Source organism: Pseudolactococcus laudensis, assembly GCF_013449735.1.
GTDB classification, from domain to species: domain Bacteria; phylum Bacillota; class Bacilli; order Lactobacillales; family Streptococcaceae; genus Pseudolactococcus; species Pseudolactococcus laudensis.
The window spans coordinates 1-16,299 of record NZ_JACBNY010000010.1 but is presented as its reverse complement, the minus strand read 5'-3'; the positions used below and the strand labels follow the sequence as shown (position 1 = coordinate 16,299).

General features: G+C 39.4%; 17 protein-coding genes. 9 read left to right on the top strand and 8 right to left on the bottom strand.

What is annotated here, in order from left to right:
* Positions 1-10 precede the first annotated feature (10 nt).
* The 3 genes from HZR21_RS06810 to trpS are packed head-to-tail and all read right to left on the bottom strand — an operon-like array spanning position 11 to position 2,503.
* A complete protein-coding gene (locus tag HZR21_RS06810; RefSeq protein WP_180747007.1) occupies positions 11-859 on the bottom strand; it encodes a glycerophosphodiester phosphodiesterase in 849 nt (282 codons plus the stop codon).
* Positions 843-1,481, bottom strand: a complete 639-nt coding sequence (locus HZR21_RS06805) for an HD domain-containing protein (protein ID WP_180747006.1) — start codon at positions 1,479-1,481, stop codon at positions 843-845. Before HZR21_RS06805 ends, HZR21_RS06810 begins: the two co-directional genes overlap by 17 nt.
* Positions 1,481-2,503, bottom strand: a complete 1,023-nt coding sequence (gene trpS / locus HZR21_RS06800) for a tryptophan--tRNA ligase (protein ID WP_180747005.1) — start codon at positions 2,501-2,503, stop codon at positions 1,481-1,483. Before trpS ends, HZR21_RS06805 begins: the two co-directional genes overlap by 1 nt.
* A 306-nt stretch (positions 2,504-2,809) precedes the next feature.
* Here trpS and HZR21_RS06795 point away from each other — a divergent pair, with 306 nt between their 5' ends.
* The 4 genes from HZR21_RS06795 to HZR21_RS06780 all read left to right on the top strand — a co-directional run bounded on the left by HZR21_RS06795 (position 2,810) and on the right by HZR21_RS06780 (position 7,429).
* Positions 2,810-2,965, top strand: coding sequence for a hypothetical protein (locus tag HZR21_RS06795; RefSeq protein WP_180747004.1), 156 nt, complete (start codon positions 2,810-2,812; stop codon positions 2,963-2,965).
* A 167-nt stretch (positions 2,966-3,132) separates the two neighbouring features.
* Positions 3,133-4,755, top strand: a complete 1,623-nt coding sequence (locus HZR21_RS06790) for an ABC-F family ATP-binding cassette domain-containing protein (RefSeq protein ID WP_180747003.1) — start codon at positions 3,133-3,135, stop codon at positions 4,753-4,755.
* A gap of 53 nt (positions 4,756-4,808) precedes the next feature.
* Positions 4,809-5,609: a Cof-type HAD-IIB family hydrolase gene (locus HZR21_RS06785; protein ID WP_180747002.1), complete on the top strand. Its 801-nt coding sequence runs from the start codon at positions 4,809-4,811 to the stop codon at positions 5,607-5,609.
* Positions 5,610-5,620: 11 nt separating this feature from the next.
* Positions 5,621-7,429: an alpha/beta fold hydrolase gene (locus HZR21_RS06780; RefSeq protein WP_180747001.1), complete on the top strand. Its 1,809-nt coding sequence runs from the start codon at positions 5,621-5,623 to the stop codon at positions 7,427-7,429.
* A 134-nt stretch (positions 7,430-7,563) separates the two neighbouring features.
* Here the strand turns inward: HZR21_RS06780 and HZR21_RS06775 are convergent, their stop codons facing one another.
* Positions 7,564-8,223, bottom strand: coding sequence for an NAD(P)H-dependent oxidoreductase (locus HZR21_RS06775; RefSeq protein WP_374940022.1), 660 nt, complete (start codon positions 8,221-8,223; stop codon positions 7,564-7,566).
* A gap of 160 nt (positions 8,224-8,383) precedes the next feature.
* Here HZR21_RS06775 and plsX point away from each other — a divergent pair, with 160 nt between their 5' ends.
* Both plsX and acpP read left to right on the top strand, forming a co-directional pair.
* Entirely contained in the window at positions 8,384-9,385 is a 1,002-nt protein-coding gene (gene plsX, locus HZR21_RS06770) for a phosphate acyltransferase PlsX (protein ID WP_180747000.1), read from the top strand.
* Between the two features lie 6 nt (positions 9,386-9,391).
* Complete coding sequence (gene acpP / locus HZR21_RS06765) at positions 9,392-9,634, top strand: acyl carrier protein (protein WP_031366850.1); 243 nt, start codon at positions 9,392-9,394, stop codon at positions 9,632-9,634.
* Positions 9,635-9,723: 89 nt separating this feature from the next.
* Here acpP and HZR21_RS06760 read toward each other — a convergent pair whose 3' ends face one another.
* A complete protein-coding gene (locus HZR21_RS06760; protein WP_180746999.1) occupies positions 9,724-10,497 on the bottom strand; it encodes an NUDIX domain-containing protein in 774 nt (257 codons plus the stop codon).
* Positions 10,498-10,725: 228 nt separating this feature from the next.
* Here HZR21_RS06760 and HZR21_RS06755 point away from each other — a divergent pair, with 228 nt between their 5' ends.
* Complete coding sequence (locus HZR21_RS06755) at positions 10,726-11,841, top strand: FAD:protein FMN transferase (RefSeq protein ID WP_180746998.1); 1,116 nt, start codon at positions 10,726-10,728, stop codon at positions 11,839-11,841.
* An 11-nt stretch (positions 11,842-11,852) separates the two neighbouring features.
* Positions 11,853-12,620: a sortase domain-containing protein gene (locus HZR21_RS06750; RefSeq protein ID WP_180746997.1), complete on the top strand. Its 768-nt coding sequence runs from the start codon at positions 11,853-11,855 to the stop codon at positions 12,618-12,620.
* Positions 12,621-12,669: 49 nt separating this feature from the next.
* Here the strand turns inward: HZR21_RS06750 and HZR21_RS06745 are convergent, their stop codons facing one another.
* The 3 genes from HZR21_RS06745 to HZR21_RS06735 all read right to left on the bottom strand — a co-directional run bounded on the left by HZR21_RS06745 (position 12,670) and on the right by HZR21_RS06735 (position 14,914).
* Positions 12,670-12,855 (bottom strand): hypothetical protein, encoded by a 186-nt coding sequence (locus HZR21_RS06745; protein WP_003137033.1) that lies wholly within the window; start codon positions 12,853-12,855, stop codon positions 12,670-12,672.
* A complete protein-coding gene (locus HZR21_RS06740; RefSeq protein WP_180746996.1) occupies positions 12,848-13,594 on the bottom strand; it encodes a hypothetical protein in 747 nt (248 codons plus the stop codon). Before HZR21_RS06740 ends, HZR21_RS06745 begins: the two co-directional genes overlap by 8 nt.
* 63 nt (positions 13,595-13,657) lie before the next feature.
* Positions 13,658-14,914: a replication-associated recombination protein A gene (locus HZR21_RS06735; protein ID WP_180746995.1), complete on the bottom strand. Its 1,257-nt coding sequence runs from the start codon at positions 14,912-14,914 to the stop codon at positions 13,658-13,660.
* Positions 14,915-15,303: 389 nt separating this feature from the next.
* On the opposite strand from HZR21_RS06735, the gene HZR21_RS06730 reads away from it, so the two are divergent.
* Complete coding sequence (locus HZR21_RS06730) at positions 15,304-15,825, top strand: HdeD family acid-resistance protein (RefSeq protein WP_003137028.1); 522 nt, start codon at positions 15,304-15,306, stop codon at positions 15,823-15,825.
* The last annotated feature ends 474 nt before the right edge of the window (positions 15,826-16,299 follow it).

Below are 16,299 nucleotides of genomic sequence, written 5' to 3'. Positions count from 1 at the left end.
TGAATCTAGCTTATTTTTTTTGATTATAGCGTTTTTTAATCTCAACTGCGAGGGCTGGATAGTCAGTCATAAAGCCTGCTAAATGATGATTAAAGGCAAAGTACATGTCAACATCATTATTTAAAGTCCAAGGTCGCAAGGGTTTGGTGAGTTGTTTTAAGTGATTTGAATTTTTTTGTAACCAGTCCAACCGAGGATGCAGGTGGGTGATATAATCCGTCTGCAAAGCTAGCTTAATTTTCTGTTCCGAGGTCGACATGAGGAGGCATAAATCTGCACCTGGCTCAAGCTCAGACAGGCGTTGGAGTGATTCGAGGTTAAAGGAGCAGTAGATATGAGAAAAAGGATAGTGCTGTGAGGTGAGCAAGTCACTGGTCATTTTTTCAATGCCAACATACTGAAATTTATCCGTCTTGATTTCAACATTGAGCACGCCTGTGAACTGCATCTGGATCAGTAAGTCTAGTACCTCAGACAATAAAGGAATTTTTTCAGTTACATAGTCTTTATCAAACCAAGCCCCCGCAGAATAGTTGCGGATTTCTGAAAATGTTAGGTTACGAACGAGTCCAGTACCATTTGTGGTGCGGTCAATGGACTCATCATGAATGACAACGAGTTGACCGTCCTTGGTTAAATGGACATCAAGCTCGATGCCGTCAGCACCTACCCTGATGGATTCAGCAAAAGCTGCTAGGGTATTTTCAGGTCGATTGGACTTGCTGCCACGGTGGGCGAAAATCTGCGTTTCGACAGGATCCTGATGGAGCAGATGATAGATGCTGGCTTGAAATCTAGCCCGTCGTGACTTAAAGTAATCACGGTTTCTGTGAAACCATTTTTTAATCCCCGTAAACATCTGCCCACTCCTTTTCAATTGCGGTGACAAATTCTCGCATGATGTGATCACGCGCCCTTGCGAGTTGATTGGCTTTTTCAGTATGCAAGCTTTCAGAAATCTGAAAGAGTTTTTCATAAAAATGATTGATCGTTGTGCCTTCAGCGGCATGATAAGCTGCTTTTGAGGTAAAAGTCTGTGGCAACTTATCGGGATTATAAAGCTCACGCTTGCGATCAAAGCCATATTGCAAGGTTCGGACGATTCCGAAAGCCCCAATGGCATCTAAGCGGTCGGCATCTTGGACAATTTGACCATTGATGTCAAGTGCCTGCGCAGTCCCATCAAGATTGGCTGAGAAAGAGAGATTATCTATGATCTCAAACACTTGGTCAATGTAGGGCAGCTCAAGCGTCGTGAGAAAATCAACGACTTCTTGCTTGGCTACGACAACATCCTCAAATAGTTTGTCATCATAGGTATCATGAAGAAGCGCAGCCGTTAAAACTAAGTCACGATTGGCTTGCGGATAGTCTGCTAAAATATGTTCAGCCAATTTATAGACACGAAAGATATGATCGAAACCGTGACCATCTGTCAGGTGTGCGTGTCTATTTTTGGCAAATGCCATGATTTTTTCCATTATTTGAAATAGTTAATCCCCATAGCGGACTTGACTTCATCCAAAGTCTGAGCTGCGACAGCCTGTGCTTTCTCAGAGCCTTTTTTGAGCATCTCATAGACTTGTCCCATGTCTTGGGCGTATTCTAAGCGACGGGCACGAATCGGGGCAAATTCACGGTCTAAGACCTCGAGTAGGTAGCGTTTGGTTTTCACGTCGCCGAGGCCACCAGCTTGATACTGCGCTTTCATCTCAGCAATGGTTGTAGCATCTTCGGGTGTGCCAAAAACATCGAGATAGTGGAAAACCATATTGCCTTCGATTTTACCTGGATCTTCGACGCGGACGTGGTCAGGGTCAGTGTACATGCTCATGACTTTTTTCTGAACGGTATCGGCATCGTCAGAAATGAAAATGCCGTTGTTGAGGGATTTGGACATCTTGGCGTTACCATCAAGACCTGGCAAGCGACCGGCACTTTCATTTTCAGGGTAGAGGCCTTCTGGTTCAACGAGGACATCTGTTTGGTAGGCATGATTAAAGCTGCGGACAATTTCGCGTGTTTGCTCGATCATTGGTTTTTGGTCATTGCCAACAGGGACTAGGTTGGCCTTAAAAGCTGTGATATCCGCTGCTTGAGAAACAGGGTAAACGAGGAAGCCAGCTGGGATAGACTCACCAAAGCCTTTTTGGGCGATCTCTGTTTTAACAGTCGGGTTGCGTTCGAGACGCGCTAACGACACGAGGTTCATGTAGTACATCGACAGCTCAGTGAGTTCAGGAATTTGTGACTGGATGAAAATTGTTGACTGCGCTGGATCAAGGCCAACAGCTAGGTAATCAAGCGCGACTTCACCAACAGATTGGATGATTTTTTCGGGTTCTTTGGCATGGTCAGTCAAGGCTTGTTGATCTGCTAGGAAGACAAAGAGTTGGTACTTGTCTTCGTTTTGCAAGAGCACACGATTTTTCAATGAGCCAACATAGTGGCCGATGTGAAGTTTTCCTGTTGGACGGTCTCCGGTTAAGATAATGGGTTTCATATGAATAAATTCTCCTGTAAGATGTTGAGGCGACTGCTTTGAGGCTATGAAAAATAGGAAAAGACGTAAGCGAACGGAGTTCGTTCGGACTTTTATCTTTTTTCCTAGTCTCAAGGAGCCGAAATTCGATTAGTATATAGTTGAGGTGATGAAAATCTGATAAACAAAAAAGTCCTCGACAAAATCATTTGTCAAGGACGTTAACACGCGGTGCCACCTTAAATTACGGAAAAAATACTTTCCGTCTCTTAGCTCCCTCAAACAAGGGATTGTGCGGTATCGAGCACGGCCGTGATTCTTATCGTTTTGAATCAAATTGAACATCAGTTCTTTTCGCAGGCCATTCACTTGGTTGAATTCTTGTCTCGCAATGACCGACAAGTCCCTGAAAATTCGGATACACGTACGCATATCGACCAAGTTACTTACTCTGCTAATGGTTTTATTTTACGATTATTCTAAGGGAATGTCAAGGTGTCAGGACGGCAAGGCTTATTTTGTCGACAATTTTGATCCTTGCACAGGATTTTCCTGACAAACTCAGTCGAAAATCCAATCAGCGCCTATCATTTTCCTACTAAAAATGCTAAAATAGAAATAACACGTAAATTGAAGATAAGAGGACAAAAATGCTACAAGTAAGCGATATTAGTTTGCAGTTTTCAGACCGTAAACTGTTTGATGAAGTGAATATTAAATTTTTACCAGGCAACTGTTACGGTTTAATCGGGGCCAATGGTGCAGGAAAATCAACTTTCCTGAAAATTTTAGCAGGCGATATTGAGCCAAGCACTGGCCACACGTCAATGGGACCAGATGAGCGGATGAGTATTCTACGTCAGAATCATTTTGACTATGAAGACATCCCTGTTTTGGACGTTGTTTTGATGGGGCATCAACGCCTCTATGACGTTAAAGTTGAAAAAGATGCCATCTACATGAAGGAAGACTTCACAGATGAAGACGGTATGCGTTCAGCTGAACTCGAAGGTGAATTTGCTGAGCTTGGTGGCTGGGAAGCAGAATCTGATGCAGCACAATTGCTGCAAAACCTTGGAATTCCTGACGCTTTGCACATGCAAAACATGTCAGAATTGACCAATGGTGAAAAAGTCAAAGTTCTCTTAGCTCAAGCCTTGTTTGGGAAACCAGACGTTCTCCTTCTTGACGAGCCAACCAATGGTCTGGACATCCAGTCGATTAACTGGTTAGAAGAATTTTTGATTAACTTCGAAAATACAGTCATCGTTGTCTCCCATGACCGTCACTTCTTGAATAAAGTATGTACGCACATGGCCGATTTGGACTTTGGTAAAATCAAACTCTTTGTTGGTAACTATGACTTCTGGAAAGAATCATCAGAACTTGCCCTTAAATTGCAAGGTGATGCCAACCGTAAATCAGAAGAAAAAGTCAAAGAATTGCAAGACTTTATCGCGCGTTTCTCTGCGAATGCGTCTAAATCTAAGCAAGCGACATCTCGTAAAAAAATGTTGGATAAAATCGAGTTGGACGAGATTGTGCCTTCTTCTCGTAAATATCCTTTTATCAACTTCAAACCTGACCGCGAAATTGGTAATGACTTATTGAAAGTTGAAAATCTTTCAGTCAAAATTGATGGCGAAGTCATTTTGGATAATATCAGTTTTATCCTTAATCCAGGAGATAAAACAGCCTTCATCGGTCAAAATGATATCCAAACAACTGCACTCATTCGTGCCATCATGGGCGATATCGAGTACACTGGTGAGGTGAAATGGGGCGTGACAACAAGCCAAGCTTACTTACCAAAAGACAATTCACGCGACTTTGCAGGTGGCGAAACAATCCTTGATTGGCTCCGTCAGTTTGCCAGCAAAGAAGAAGACGATAATACTTTCCTTCGTGGTTTCCTAGGTCGGATGTTGTTCTCTGGTGAAGAAGTTAACAAGTCTGTTAACGTCCTATCCGGTGGTGAAAAAGTTCGTGTGATGCTCAGCAAGCTCATGCTCTTGAAATCAAACGTCCTTGTCTTAGATGACCCAACTAATCACTTGGACTTGGAATCAATTTCATCACTCAATGAAGGTTTGACTAACTACAAAGGTAGTCTACTCTTTGCCAGTCATGACCATGAATTCATCCAAACCATTGCCAACCACATCATCGTGATCTCTAAAAACGGTGTGATTGACCGAATCGGTGAAACTTATGATGAGTTCCTTGAAAATGATGAAGTCCAAGCAAAAGTTAAAGCGCTTTGGGCTGACTAAACTCTTGTTATTTAAAGTCGTAGGAATACGGCTTTTTTTGTTATAATAAAACCATGACAATTAAACTCATCGCAACAGATATGGACGGGACATTCTTAGATGGCAATGGTGCCTATGATAAAACACGCTTTGATGCGCTGTTAACAAAACTAGAACAAGCTAATATTCATTTTGTGGCGGCATCAGGCCGACAACTTTTGGCTTTGGAGGCGATGTTTGCTGATTTTGCTGACCGGATTATTTTTGTGGCAGAAAATGGCGGCATCGTCAAATATCGTGATGATATTTTATTTGAAGAGAAAATGCCTTTTAATAAAGTTTTAGAAATCTCAGATATCGTCAGAAAGTCTGACTATATCCAGGATGATTCTGTTTTATTGAGCGGGGCTAATGGGTCTTATATTTTAGAGACGACAAGCGACTATTACAAGAAAAAAGCGAATTTTTACTATGAAAAGGTGCAAGCAGTTTCTGATTTTTCGGAAGTTGTGGATGATATTCTAAAACTTACTGTCAGTTTTACAGCTGAGCGGGTGCTGGAAGGTGAAGCTTGGGTTAATCAACAAGCGGCAGGCGTTCGGGCAGTCACCACAGGGTTTGAATCGATTGATATTATGCCAGAAGGCATCAGCAAAGCCACAGGCTTGTCTCATCTCGCTGAAAAATTTGACATCACGCCCTCGGAAATTGTCGCATTTGGCGATAATCTGAACGACTTAGAGATGTTAAGCTATGCAGGCAGGGCGGTTGCTATGTCTAATGCACGTGAGCCAATTAAAGAGATAGCAGACGAAATCATCGGTCATCACAAAGATCAAGCTGTGATGGCTTATTTGGAAAATAGTCAGTTCTAAAAGGGGATGAATTGAACATATTAATGATTGGTGCAACAGGATTTATCGGAAAAGAAGTTGTTAAACAACTCGCGTTGGAGGATGTTTCCTTAACCCTGCTAGTGAGAGATCAATCAAGAGCAGCATCTCTGAAAGCATTAGCGCCTTCGAAGATAGCGTTAGTGACAGGTGATTTAACGCAACCGAATCTTGGATTGGATGAGACGGATAAAGCAACCGCTTTGAAATGTGATCTGATCCTTCATTGTGGGGGACCGATGGATATTACCTTATCAGAAACATTGGCTAAAAAAGCCTTCTTAGAAGGCAGTCGCTATGTCATGGATTTGGCAAAAGAGATTCAGGAACAAAAGGGGCTAAAAAAATTAATTCATGTCGCGGGTTATATGAGTCCATTTAATGATGAGGCTTCTGTATGGGAAGATACTGATGTTTTTAACGAAGTTCATCCAGCTTTAATCGGAACACCGCCATATGAGCAGATGAAGTTTTTATCAGATATTTATATGCGACAAGAAGCTAAAAAAAATCATATCCCTTTAGCTGTCATTAATCCCCCAACAGTTATTGGGGATGATCAGACTGGGGATACGGCACAATTAGGCGGTTTTGGTTTATTTATAAAAATCATTAGAGGCGGTTCTTTACCAGTTATACCTGGTGGCAAAGACTATCGACTGCCTTTAATTAATAAAAATATCATAGCAGAGTTTATCGTGCAAACGATATTTAACGAGACACAAGAAAAAATGACCTATACGCTTGTTTCCGATAAAGCTTTAGACCCTGATATTTCAGATTTAATGACGACAATTTCTGAAAGTATGCATATCAAGAAACCTCGTTTGACTGTTCCGTTTGGTCTATTAAAATTTGTGATGACATTTGGCGGAAGTCAACTCACTGGGATTCCTAAAAGTAGTTTAAATTTTTTGACGAATAGAACATTTGATAATCAATTGACTAAAAATGATTTTGAACCTGAATTGGTGAGCAAACTATCTGCCTCCAACGTTCCTCTTGCGATTGCAGATATAGATTTTCGTTTAACTTATGGTGATGAGTTTATCGCTCCTTATACTAGAACAAGTCTACAGGGGGCTACCGTTTACCGCTTAGATGGGAAAGGGAAACCTCTTGTGCTGGTTCATGGTCTATTTAGTGATGGCACCGATTTGTTTGACTTAGGTTTAGCCTTAAATAAACAAACGGCTAGAGAGATTATCATACCTGATTTGCCAGGTTTTGGAAGGTCACCTTTTGTTAAATCAAGAGATAGCTTAACACCCTATCTGGATTTGATCGCATCGATCAAAAAAGCAATGCCTGAGGGTGCCGTTTTTATCGGTCATTCTTTTGGCGCAGCCTTATTAATGGAAGCCTCAAATCGAAATTATTTGGTAGAAAGTGACAAGATCATCCTTTTACAACCACCTCTCAAAAAAAACGTTAAAGAGCCGTATTCTTGGTTGAGTAAGCTAATGCTAAAACAAGCATCAGATAAACAATTAGCACACTACTTTAATCATAATGGTCTTATTTTGACGAACGTAGCAAAAACTGATAGGTATTTAAAACGCGTCAAAGCGAGTTTTAATTCGCCCAGAATATTAAATACGACCTTAGAGTTAAACAAAGTATTAAAAGGCATGGCTCTCACCCTCTCGGAACATCGCGCTTACGACGTTTTGTGGGGCACACAAGATAAGAGTTATGCACTTCCTATAGATCATGAACAAGTTATAAAATTAACTGATGGTCATTTTTTCCCAATTAGTAATCCGCTAGAAACAGCAACTTATATTTCAAGTTTGATATGAGTCTATCTCTTATATTTTAAAATAGCATCAGCATGACCCACAACTTGTGGTATAAAATCAAAAAAATACCCCTCAGCTTGTATTGATTTAATACAAACGAGGCGTATTTTTTTGATTTATATCTATTTTAGTGATTAGAATTCTTTTGCAATGCTAGTAACTTTAGCCAAAGCATCAGCCAAAATTTCGTTAGCGCGTTCAGGCTCGTAGGCATGACCTTCAATATAAACAGAGGTAATGTCATCAATACCAATGAAGTTTAAGATGCTGTTGAGATATTGAGAAGACGCATCGTTTCCGTCGTATGCGCCGCCGTTGGCTTGAATATGAAGGACTTTTTTACCGCCAGCAAGACCGACAGGGCCTTCAGCAGTATATTTGAAAGTTTTACCAGCGACGTTGATTGTATCAATCCATGCTTTAAGACGTGTTGGCATGCTAAGGTTCCAAAGTGGGTTAGCGATAACAACTTTGTCAGCAGCGAGGAATTGCTCTGTCAACTCACCAAAACGAGCGACTTTAGCTTGTTGCTCAGCACTGAGATTACCGAATTCAGTTCCGGTAGCCATTGCGTTGAAAGCTGAAGCGATGTCAACATCAATTTCAGGTACGTTGTCAGCGAAAACATCAAGAACAGTAATTGTATCAGATGGGTTTTCTGCTTTGTAAGTAGATAAGAATTGGTCAAGCGCTTTGAGTGAGAATGATGTTTCAGATGTAAGGGGATGCCCTTTAATAACAAGTGTATTCGACAATGGTAAGACCTCATAATTTCTAAATTTTTTAATTACCATACTATTTTATAAAAAAAAAAGAATAATTGCTTTGTTTACGATTGTAAATTTTGTTACAAACTTGCAATTAAAATAGCTAGCCTATAATTTTTTAATTTGTGAAACATACCACATTTGTTAGAAAATTGAAAAAAAAACTAAAATGTGGTATATTGTTAGAATGAAAAAGAAATTAGCGATTGACGCAATGGGTGGAGATTTTGCACCCAAATCTGTTGTCGAAGGGTGTCTATTGGCGAGAGCTGAGTTTCCAGACACTGAGTTTATTTTATTTGGTGATGAAACGAAGATTCGACCCTTATTGAGCGATGATTCTAACATTACCATTGTCCACACGACTGAGAAGATTGACTCTGGTGAAGCTGATCCAGTTAAAGCGATTCGTCGTAAGAAAACTGCAAGCATGGTTTTAGCTGCGACAGCGGTTAAAAACGGTGAGGCAGATGCACTTGTTTCTGCAGGAAATACAGGTGCTTTACTTGCGAGTGGTATCTTTACAGTTGGCCGGATCAAGCAAGTTGATCGACCTGGTTTGCTATCAACCTTACCAACTTTGGATGGTAAAGGATTCGATATGTTAGACCTCGGTGCGAATGCTGAGAATACTGCACACCATCTCTATAACTTTGCAATTCTAGGATCATTTTACGCTTCAAATGTCAGAGGTGTGACGTCTCCGCGTATCGGGCTTTTAAACAACGGCTCTGAAGCCAGTAAGGGTGCACCATTGCAAAAAGAGACTTATGAGCTACTTTCTGCTGATGAGAGTCTGAACTTTATCGGTAATGTCGAAGCGCGTGATTTGATGAGCGGTGTGGCTGATGTCGTCGTTGTGGATGGTTTCACTGGTAATGCTGTTCTCAAATCAATTGAGGGGACAGCATCGAGCTTGATGAAATTACTGAAAACGTCTATTAAAGATGGCGGTATGACATCAAAACTTGGTGCCTTGCTGATGAAAAAATCTTTATACAGTTTAAAAGATGCGCTAGATTACGAAAAAGCCGGCGGCGCCGTCTTGTTTGGCTTAAAAGCACCAGTCATCAAGAGTCATGGCTCTTCAAATGCTGACGCGATTTTTGCGACACTTAAACAAACGCATAAAATGTTAGAAACTGACGTGGTTGGGAAATTAGTGCGACATTATCAGGAGGACAAATAAATGGCGATGAGTAAAGAAGATCTTTTTGCTAAGATAAAAGAAAATTTAGTGGAGACATTGGAACTTGATGCAGATCACGTCACGCTAGAAACGAATATTGTTGAAGATTTAGGCGCAGATTCGATTAGCTTGATGGAATTCACCTTGGCTTTAGAAGACGAATTTGGTATCGAAATCTCTGACGAAGATGCAGAACACATCTTGACTTTAGGTCAAGTTGTCGACTACGTCTCTGATAAAATTAATTAATTATCAGCTTAATATAAAAAAATACAGGTTTTGGCCTATCCGTCAAATCCTGTATTTTTTTGTTTTATTTTATGGCCTAAATCAAGAGTTTACATAGGTTCCTTTAATCTGAAAAATGCGTGTGGCTTATTAGTATCATCGTGTTTTTCAGTATCGACTGGGATCATATACATCTCACGATAGTGGGCGATTTGCTCACTTATTTTTCGTCCGCTAAGCTGTTCAGCGAGTGTCTCGACCGCTTGCCAGCTAAAAATTGGCGGCAGCAGATTGAGCCATTTAGGTTTGGATTCAAAACTTTCCTGAATGACTTGACTAGCCTTTGTGAGAATATCAGCATGATCAAAGGCGAGCAACTGATCCGATACACCAGTAATGTGCAGCTGATGAGCCTCAGGATCTATTGTGAAATCAAACCACTGTGCACGTGCAGCATCATCACCTGCTTGAGTTTGTGGGAAGTTAGGTAGATATACTAAATGTGCAACAGTGACCACCCAGCCTCTGGGGTCACGTCCAGGCGTTGCAATTGTTTTGAGTTGATCCACAAATTTTGGGGCAATCTGGAGATGGGTTTCCTCATAGACTTCACGAATCGCAGCCTGCGTTGTATCTTCAGTTTTATCTAGAAAACCACCAGGTAACGCCCAATGATGTAAATCAGGATGTGCCTTACGTTGGATTAACAAGAGGTTGACCCGATTAGTTACTGGATTATAAGCAAAGATGACGTTATCAACTGTCACGCTAGGTGTTTCATAGGTTTGTCTATCTTGTTTGGCATACCAAGCCAGAAACTCCTTCTCGCTTGCCTGATGTTCATAGTAGTCTTTTTCTGCTACTTTGTTTACAAATGTGCGCATGATGTCTCCTTGTGAGGTTTGTTTATAACACGTTTTATCTAAGTCTAGCGTAGTATTTTTGTTATGTCAACGTTATTAGAAATATTATGATTGTTTGATTAATTAAAAGTTAGGTATTAGTTGCTATATAATAACAAATAAGTTAAAATAATATTAAGTAGTTGAAAACGCTTTATTTCGAGGGGGTATCGGATGATGCGTGTGTTCACATTGAAAGGAGATGGTTGGATGGAGAAAAGATTGTGGTGGCGATTAGGCGCTGTTTTGCTGTTGGTACCAGCTTTACTTTGTGGTTCTGGCTGTAAACAAGGGGCGGTTAAAAATAAAACATCAGAAAAAAAAGTCGAACTTATGAAAGAACCTTATAAGAATGAAGAATTTGCGACAGGTACTTATGTTCAAGTTTTAATTTACGATAAAGGGCACGGCGATGCAGACTTTAAGGTTGTTAAAGATCAACTTAATGAATTAGCAGCAAAATTTGAAGTTTACGAGCAGGGTGAGAGTGAGTTTGATAAAATTAATGCGCAAGCAGGCATTCAACCAGTTAAAGTTTCAAATATTACCTTTAAGTTAGCAAAGGCTTTGGAAAAATATGCGAAAAGTTCTAAGGGTGAGTATAACCCGACTGTTGGCGTCATGACACAGCTATGGCATATCGGTTTTTCTAATGGACAAGTCCCTTCGGATGAATTAGTTAAAGCAACCTTAGATAAAGTGGACTATAAAGATATTGTGATAGATGATAAAAATCAGACTGTTTTTCTCAAGAAAAAAGGCATGATGATTGAAGCAGACGGTATTGGTAAAGGATTCATAGCAGAGCAATTATTAAAAACCCTTAAAAAACAAGGTGTGACGACAGCAGTTGTTAACTTAGGTGGTCATGCTTATACGATGGGGAAAAATCCAAATCATAAAGATGGTTTTTGGGAAGTAGGAATTGCTAATCCACAATTAGGTGAAAATCAAGATAGTCCACTTGTTGGTGTATTGATGAGTGGGCACACAAGCTTTAACACGACAAATAATTATGGTCGATACTTGAAGGCTGGGGATAAAGTCTACTCTCATTTATTTGATACGAAGACTGGTTATCCAATAGAGACTGACTTATTAAGTGTTACTATGGTTGGCTATAATCCGACTTACGATGATGCTTATAGTAATGTACTGATGAATATGGGACTAGAAAAAGGCATGAAATATGTTAATGATCATGATGAATTAGATGCCGTATTCGTTACCAAAAACAAAGAAGTGCATATCTCTAAACATATTCCAGGGGAGTTTGAGTTATTGGATAAAACATTTAAAGTAGTAGAAGGTGTTGCGAAAGACTAAAAGGATAATTGATGAAAGCTTGTGGTATTGATATGAAAAATAAAAAAATATTAAAGATAATCACCCTATCTGTCACTTTTTTAGTTAGCTTTGTTGTTTCAACACAAACTTTAGCTAGGGAAAAAGGTGATCCTAAAAAGGATAAGGAAACAAGAAAAATTGATATTGACTTGCGTTTTAACCAACGCTTTACGGAAGAAAAAAAAGTAGTTAAAGTAGAACAAAATGTTGAAACTACTCCCAAGTTAGTAGAACCTGACATGCAAGCCGCTCCTGCTCCAGATCCCGCTCCTGCCCCAGACCCAACGCCTGCCCCTGCGCCAACCCCAGACCCTGCTCCCGCACCGACTCCTCCGCCAGCTCCAGTAAGCGCAGATGTATTATCCTTGATTGGAACGATGGTACCATTTCAAAATGGTGGTATGGCTAGTGGACAAGCCATCATAGATGCCGATCCTAATGGTATTTCATCAACTTGGGGAGGTGCATCACCTTATTCTGGTACAGATGGTCTCAACACACACTTTATTGGTCACCACTGGGGTGCCTTTGATCCAGTGATGAATTTGAGTAATGGTGGGATAGTGACCGTTTATGATGCAAATGGTCGTGCTTTTAATTATAGTATTTACAAAATTGTTGTCGTTGATACTTACGGTAATGATGTTAGTACCGGTGCCTCTATGTATGGAGAAATTACTTCAACAGGTGGTGGTGAGAGAATCGTGTTACAAACTTGTATTGATGAAACGACACGACGGATTGTCTTTGCCGCATAAATTTTGAGTTAATAAAAAACATACCTTAAAGGTATGTTTTTTTATTAATTTAGTCAAGGCCGCCTTGAAAATCAGTGTCAATATCTTGAACGTAATTTTTATAGTAATTGACTAAGCTATCTTTGAATTCTTGATAGTCGTCCTCACTATAATCACGCTGATCATCAATTTGTGCTTTAAAATGTGGCAAATCTAATTCAGTTCGGATGCGTTGTTCCAGTTCTTCTCTAGTCATCAGTTTTTTTCTCCATTTCATTTTTATTATTGGGTGTAGGGGATTTAAAACGCCAAGTGATATGTCCTGTACGAGATTTTTCTTTTGTAGATAGCTCTTCTTCCGTGATAGAGATAGCATCGGGTTTTTCTATGGCAGGTCGTCTTTCAAATGGTAGGCTAGCGTCGTAATCAGTCTCATTTTCCACTTGCTCATCAATTAAATCTTCTGCTCCCTCGTAATCAGGTAAGGGCGTTTGATTGAGAAATTGCATCAAGAAATCAATATTTTCAGGTGGTATCTCAGGTTGTTCAAGAGGCTCACCTTCCCCTAGTAAAGGTAATTTTCTCTCACGCAAGATACGTGCGTAATCGTAATCAGCACTATCAAATTCCAATTTTGCTGCATCATAGACAGCTTGAGCTTGAACGACCGTATAAAAAGCAGCTTGACTGATCGTTTCTTGCTCTTGATTGATGCCTTGTGCAGCATCATATTCTTTTTTGGCAACATCCAGATTATGATTGGCTGCAATAATTGATGCTTCCGATAAATAGGGTTGTATTTCTAAATAGCCAGCACTTTGAATGGCGAGAGAATAGTTTAAAGTTTTGGAATCGAAATTTTTTTGAGCTTCAGACCGATTTTTTTTGGCTGTTTCTAGCTCATTCATCGCAAAATTGAGCGCATCAGAGGCTTCTTGATAAGAAAGTACTGCTGCTAAAAGTCGATCCTTGGCTTGTAAAAGTAGATCAGTCATTTGCCTCCTTTATCTGTAAATCTAGTTGTAAACGGTTGATATTTAATAGGTATGCTCAGATACTCACTTATTCTTGTGGCGATTAATTTCTTCCAGACGAAGTTGTAAGGCACGCTCGTACTTCCCTAAACCGTCAGATTGAAAATAATGAACATGTTTTAGCTTATCAGGTAGATATTGTTGATCAATCCAGTGGCCTGGGAAATTATGTGGATACTGGTAATTTTCAGCTCGTCCCAGTTTTTTGGCACCTGAATAATGGCCATCCTGTAAATGAGGAGGAATCGGTAATGCACCATGTTTGTGTAAATCTGCGATAGCCGCATCCATAGCTTTATAGGCAGCATTAGATTTAGGAGACAAGGCTAAGTCCACCACGACATTAGCTAATGGAATCCGTGCTTCTGGAAAACCTAGCCGTTCAGCTGCTGTGACAGCTGTTACAGTGCGAGCACTAGCATCGGGATTAGCGAGACCAATATCTTCATAAGCAATAACCATGAGTCGCCTAGAGAGACTCTGAAAGTCACCACCCTCAATTAAACGTGCCGCATAATGCAAGCTAGCATTAACGTCCGAGCCACGAATCGATTTTTGAAGTGCAGATAAGAGATCATAATGAGCATCACCATCCTTATCAAAGGTTGCCGCAGATTTTTGCAAGGAGTTAGCCATATCATCCAAGGTAACATGGTGTTCAGAACTCGATAAAACGGCAAGCTCTAGAGAATTCAAAGCAGACCTAACATCACCATTTGTAGAATGAATTAGAAATTGTTTGGCGTCCTCATCAAGGGTGACTTCAAAATCAAAACCACGGTCAGGATCAGAGATAGCACGATCAACTGCAACGCCAATATCTTCAGGTGTCAAAGGTTTTAACTCAAAAATTTGAACCCGACTCCGGATGGCAGGAACCACACTAAAATAAGGATTTTCAGTAGTAGCACCAATTAAAATAATCTCGCCATTTTCAAGTAATGGTAACAAAAAATCTTGTTTAGGTTTATCCAAACGATGGATTTCATCCAAAAGAAGAACGAGTTGTCCAGAAAACTGGGCTTCAGCTGCAATCTCTTGTAACTTTGTTTTTTTGTCAGATGTTGCATTAAAAGTCCGAAAGGCCATGTCTGCTGTTCCTGCAATTGCTGAGGCAATTGAGGTTTTCCCAATACCCGGCGGTCCATAGAGAATCATTGAATTTAGTAGCTTGGTTTCAACCATACGACGAATGATTTTGCCTTCGCCTACAAGATGGCGCTGGCCGATAATCTCATCTATCGTTCGCGGTCTTAAACGTCGCGCCAAATTTGCTTGCATATCTTAAGCTCCTAGTAAATATGTCATAGTTACATTATAGCATTTTATTGCTATTTACCTTTTAACGGAACCTGTTTGTGCGCTCTAAAAACATCCCAATTTGTTAGCGGCTAGTATCAGGTAGAAAATCAGACTTATCATAATTTGTGTTGTAAGTACGCTTGATGATAGATTCAAAATTGTCATCAAGAAAATGTCTCATCGCGTAAGGAGGTGTTATGGTATTCGATTAAAAAGAGTTTCAAAACTTGTGTTAGCAATTAAAAGGAACAGAAAGCATTTTAGAAGGAGGTTATTTATTTTTATTAAAAATTGCAATTTATTTAACAAAGGTTTACACTATATTCTGAAGGGAATTCTTTTGAAAAAAAGAAAGAAAGAGGTATTATATGTCAACATCAAAAAAAGGGTTTAATTTGGTACATTTTATTTTAGGACTAGTTTTACTAGTTACTGGCTTGGTATCATTTTTTAATCCATTGAGTAGTTTAGTCGCAATCGTTGTTGTTTTTGCAGTTGCTGCGTTGTTTGAAGGTATTATTCAACTTGTCTTTCGTAGTCGTTTACATGAGTACACTGGCTATAAAGCAAATTCAATTTTAGTATTAGGGATTTTAGATATTCTGATTGGATTGTTCCTTTTGTTTAATATGAATTTCGGTTTACTTGCCTTGCCATACATTTTCGCGATTTGGTTTATCATTGACTCAATCGGTGAATTGATTGTTTCAGATGTTTTCAAATCATCAAGTAATGGCTATTACTGGTTCAAAATCGTTATGAATGTCTTAGGCTTAATTTTAGGTATCATGATGCTATTTAATCCGATTGTTTCAGCTTTAACCATAAGCTTTTTGGTAGGATTTTATTTCTTAACTGCCGGTATTGATTTTATTGTGACTTCTTTCTAATCCAATTTAGTCGGCAAATGTGAGATAACAATTTTAGAGTTTATGAGATATAGACTCTTCACTGAAATAGGAATGACTTGAGAAATCAAGTCTTTTCTTTTTGAAAAGATAAGATATCTGGCGTTTTGAACATATTCAAGCGTGATATGAAAAGTTTAAAAATAAATACAGCTAGAGGATTAATCTCAAAAATTCACACCGTTTTTGAGTAAAAAAAGCAAAATGTATCAGTTTGATAATTGATACATTTTGCTTTATATTTTATAGATTAAACGCTTATATTGAGGATAAATCATGTTCAATTATGCTTTGGAGTTTGAATTCGTCGTTTTCAAATTCGTAATGAAATAAAGGGCACCTCTAAAAACGTATGAAAAGAGGTATAATAGATTAAAAATAAGCTAACGAGGTATTGAAGATGAATTTATTTGGAGATAGCGACTATCTTGAAAAATTAAGTTTAAAAGGAGACCC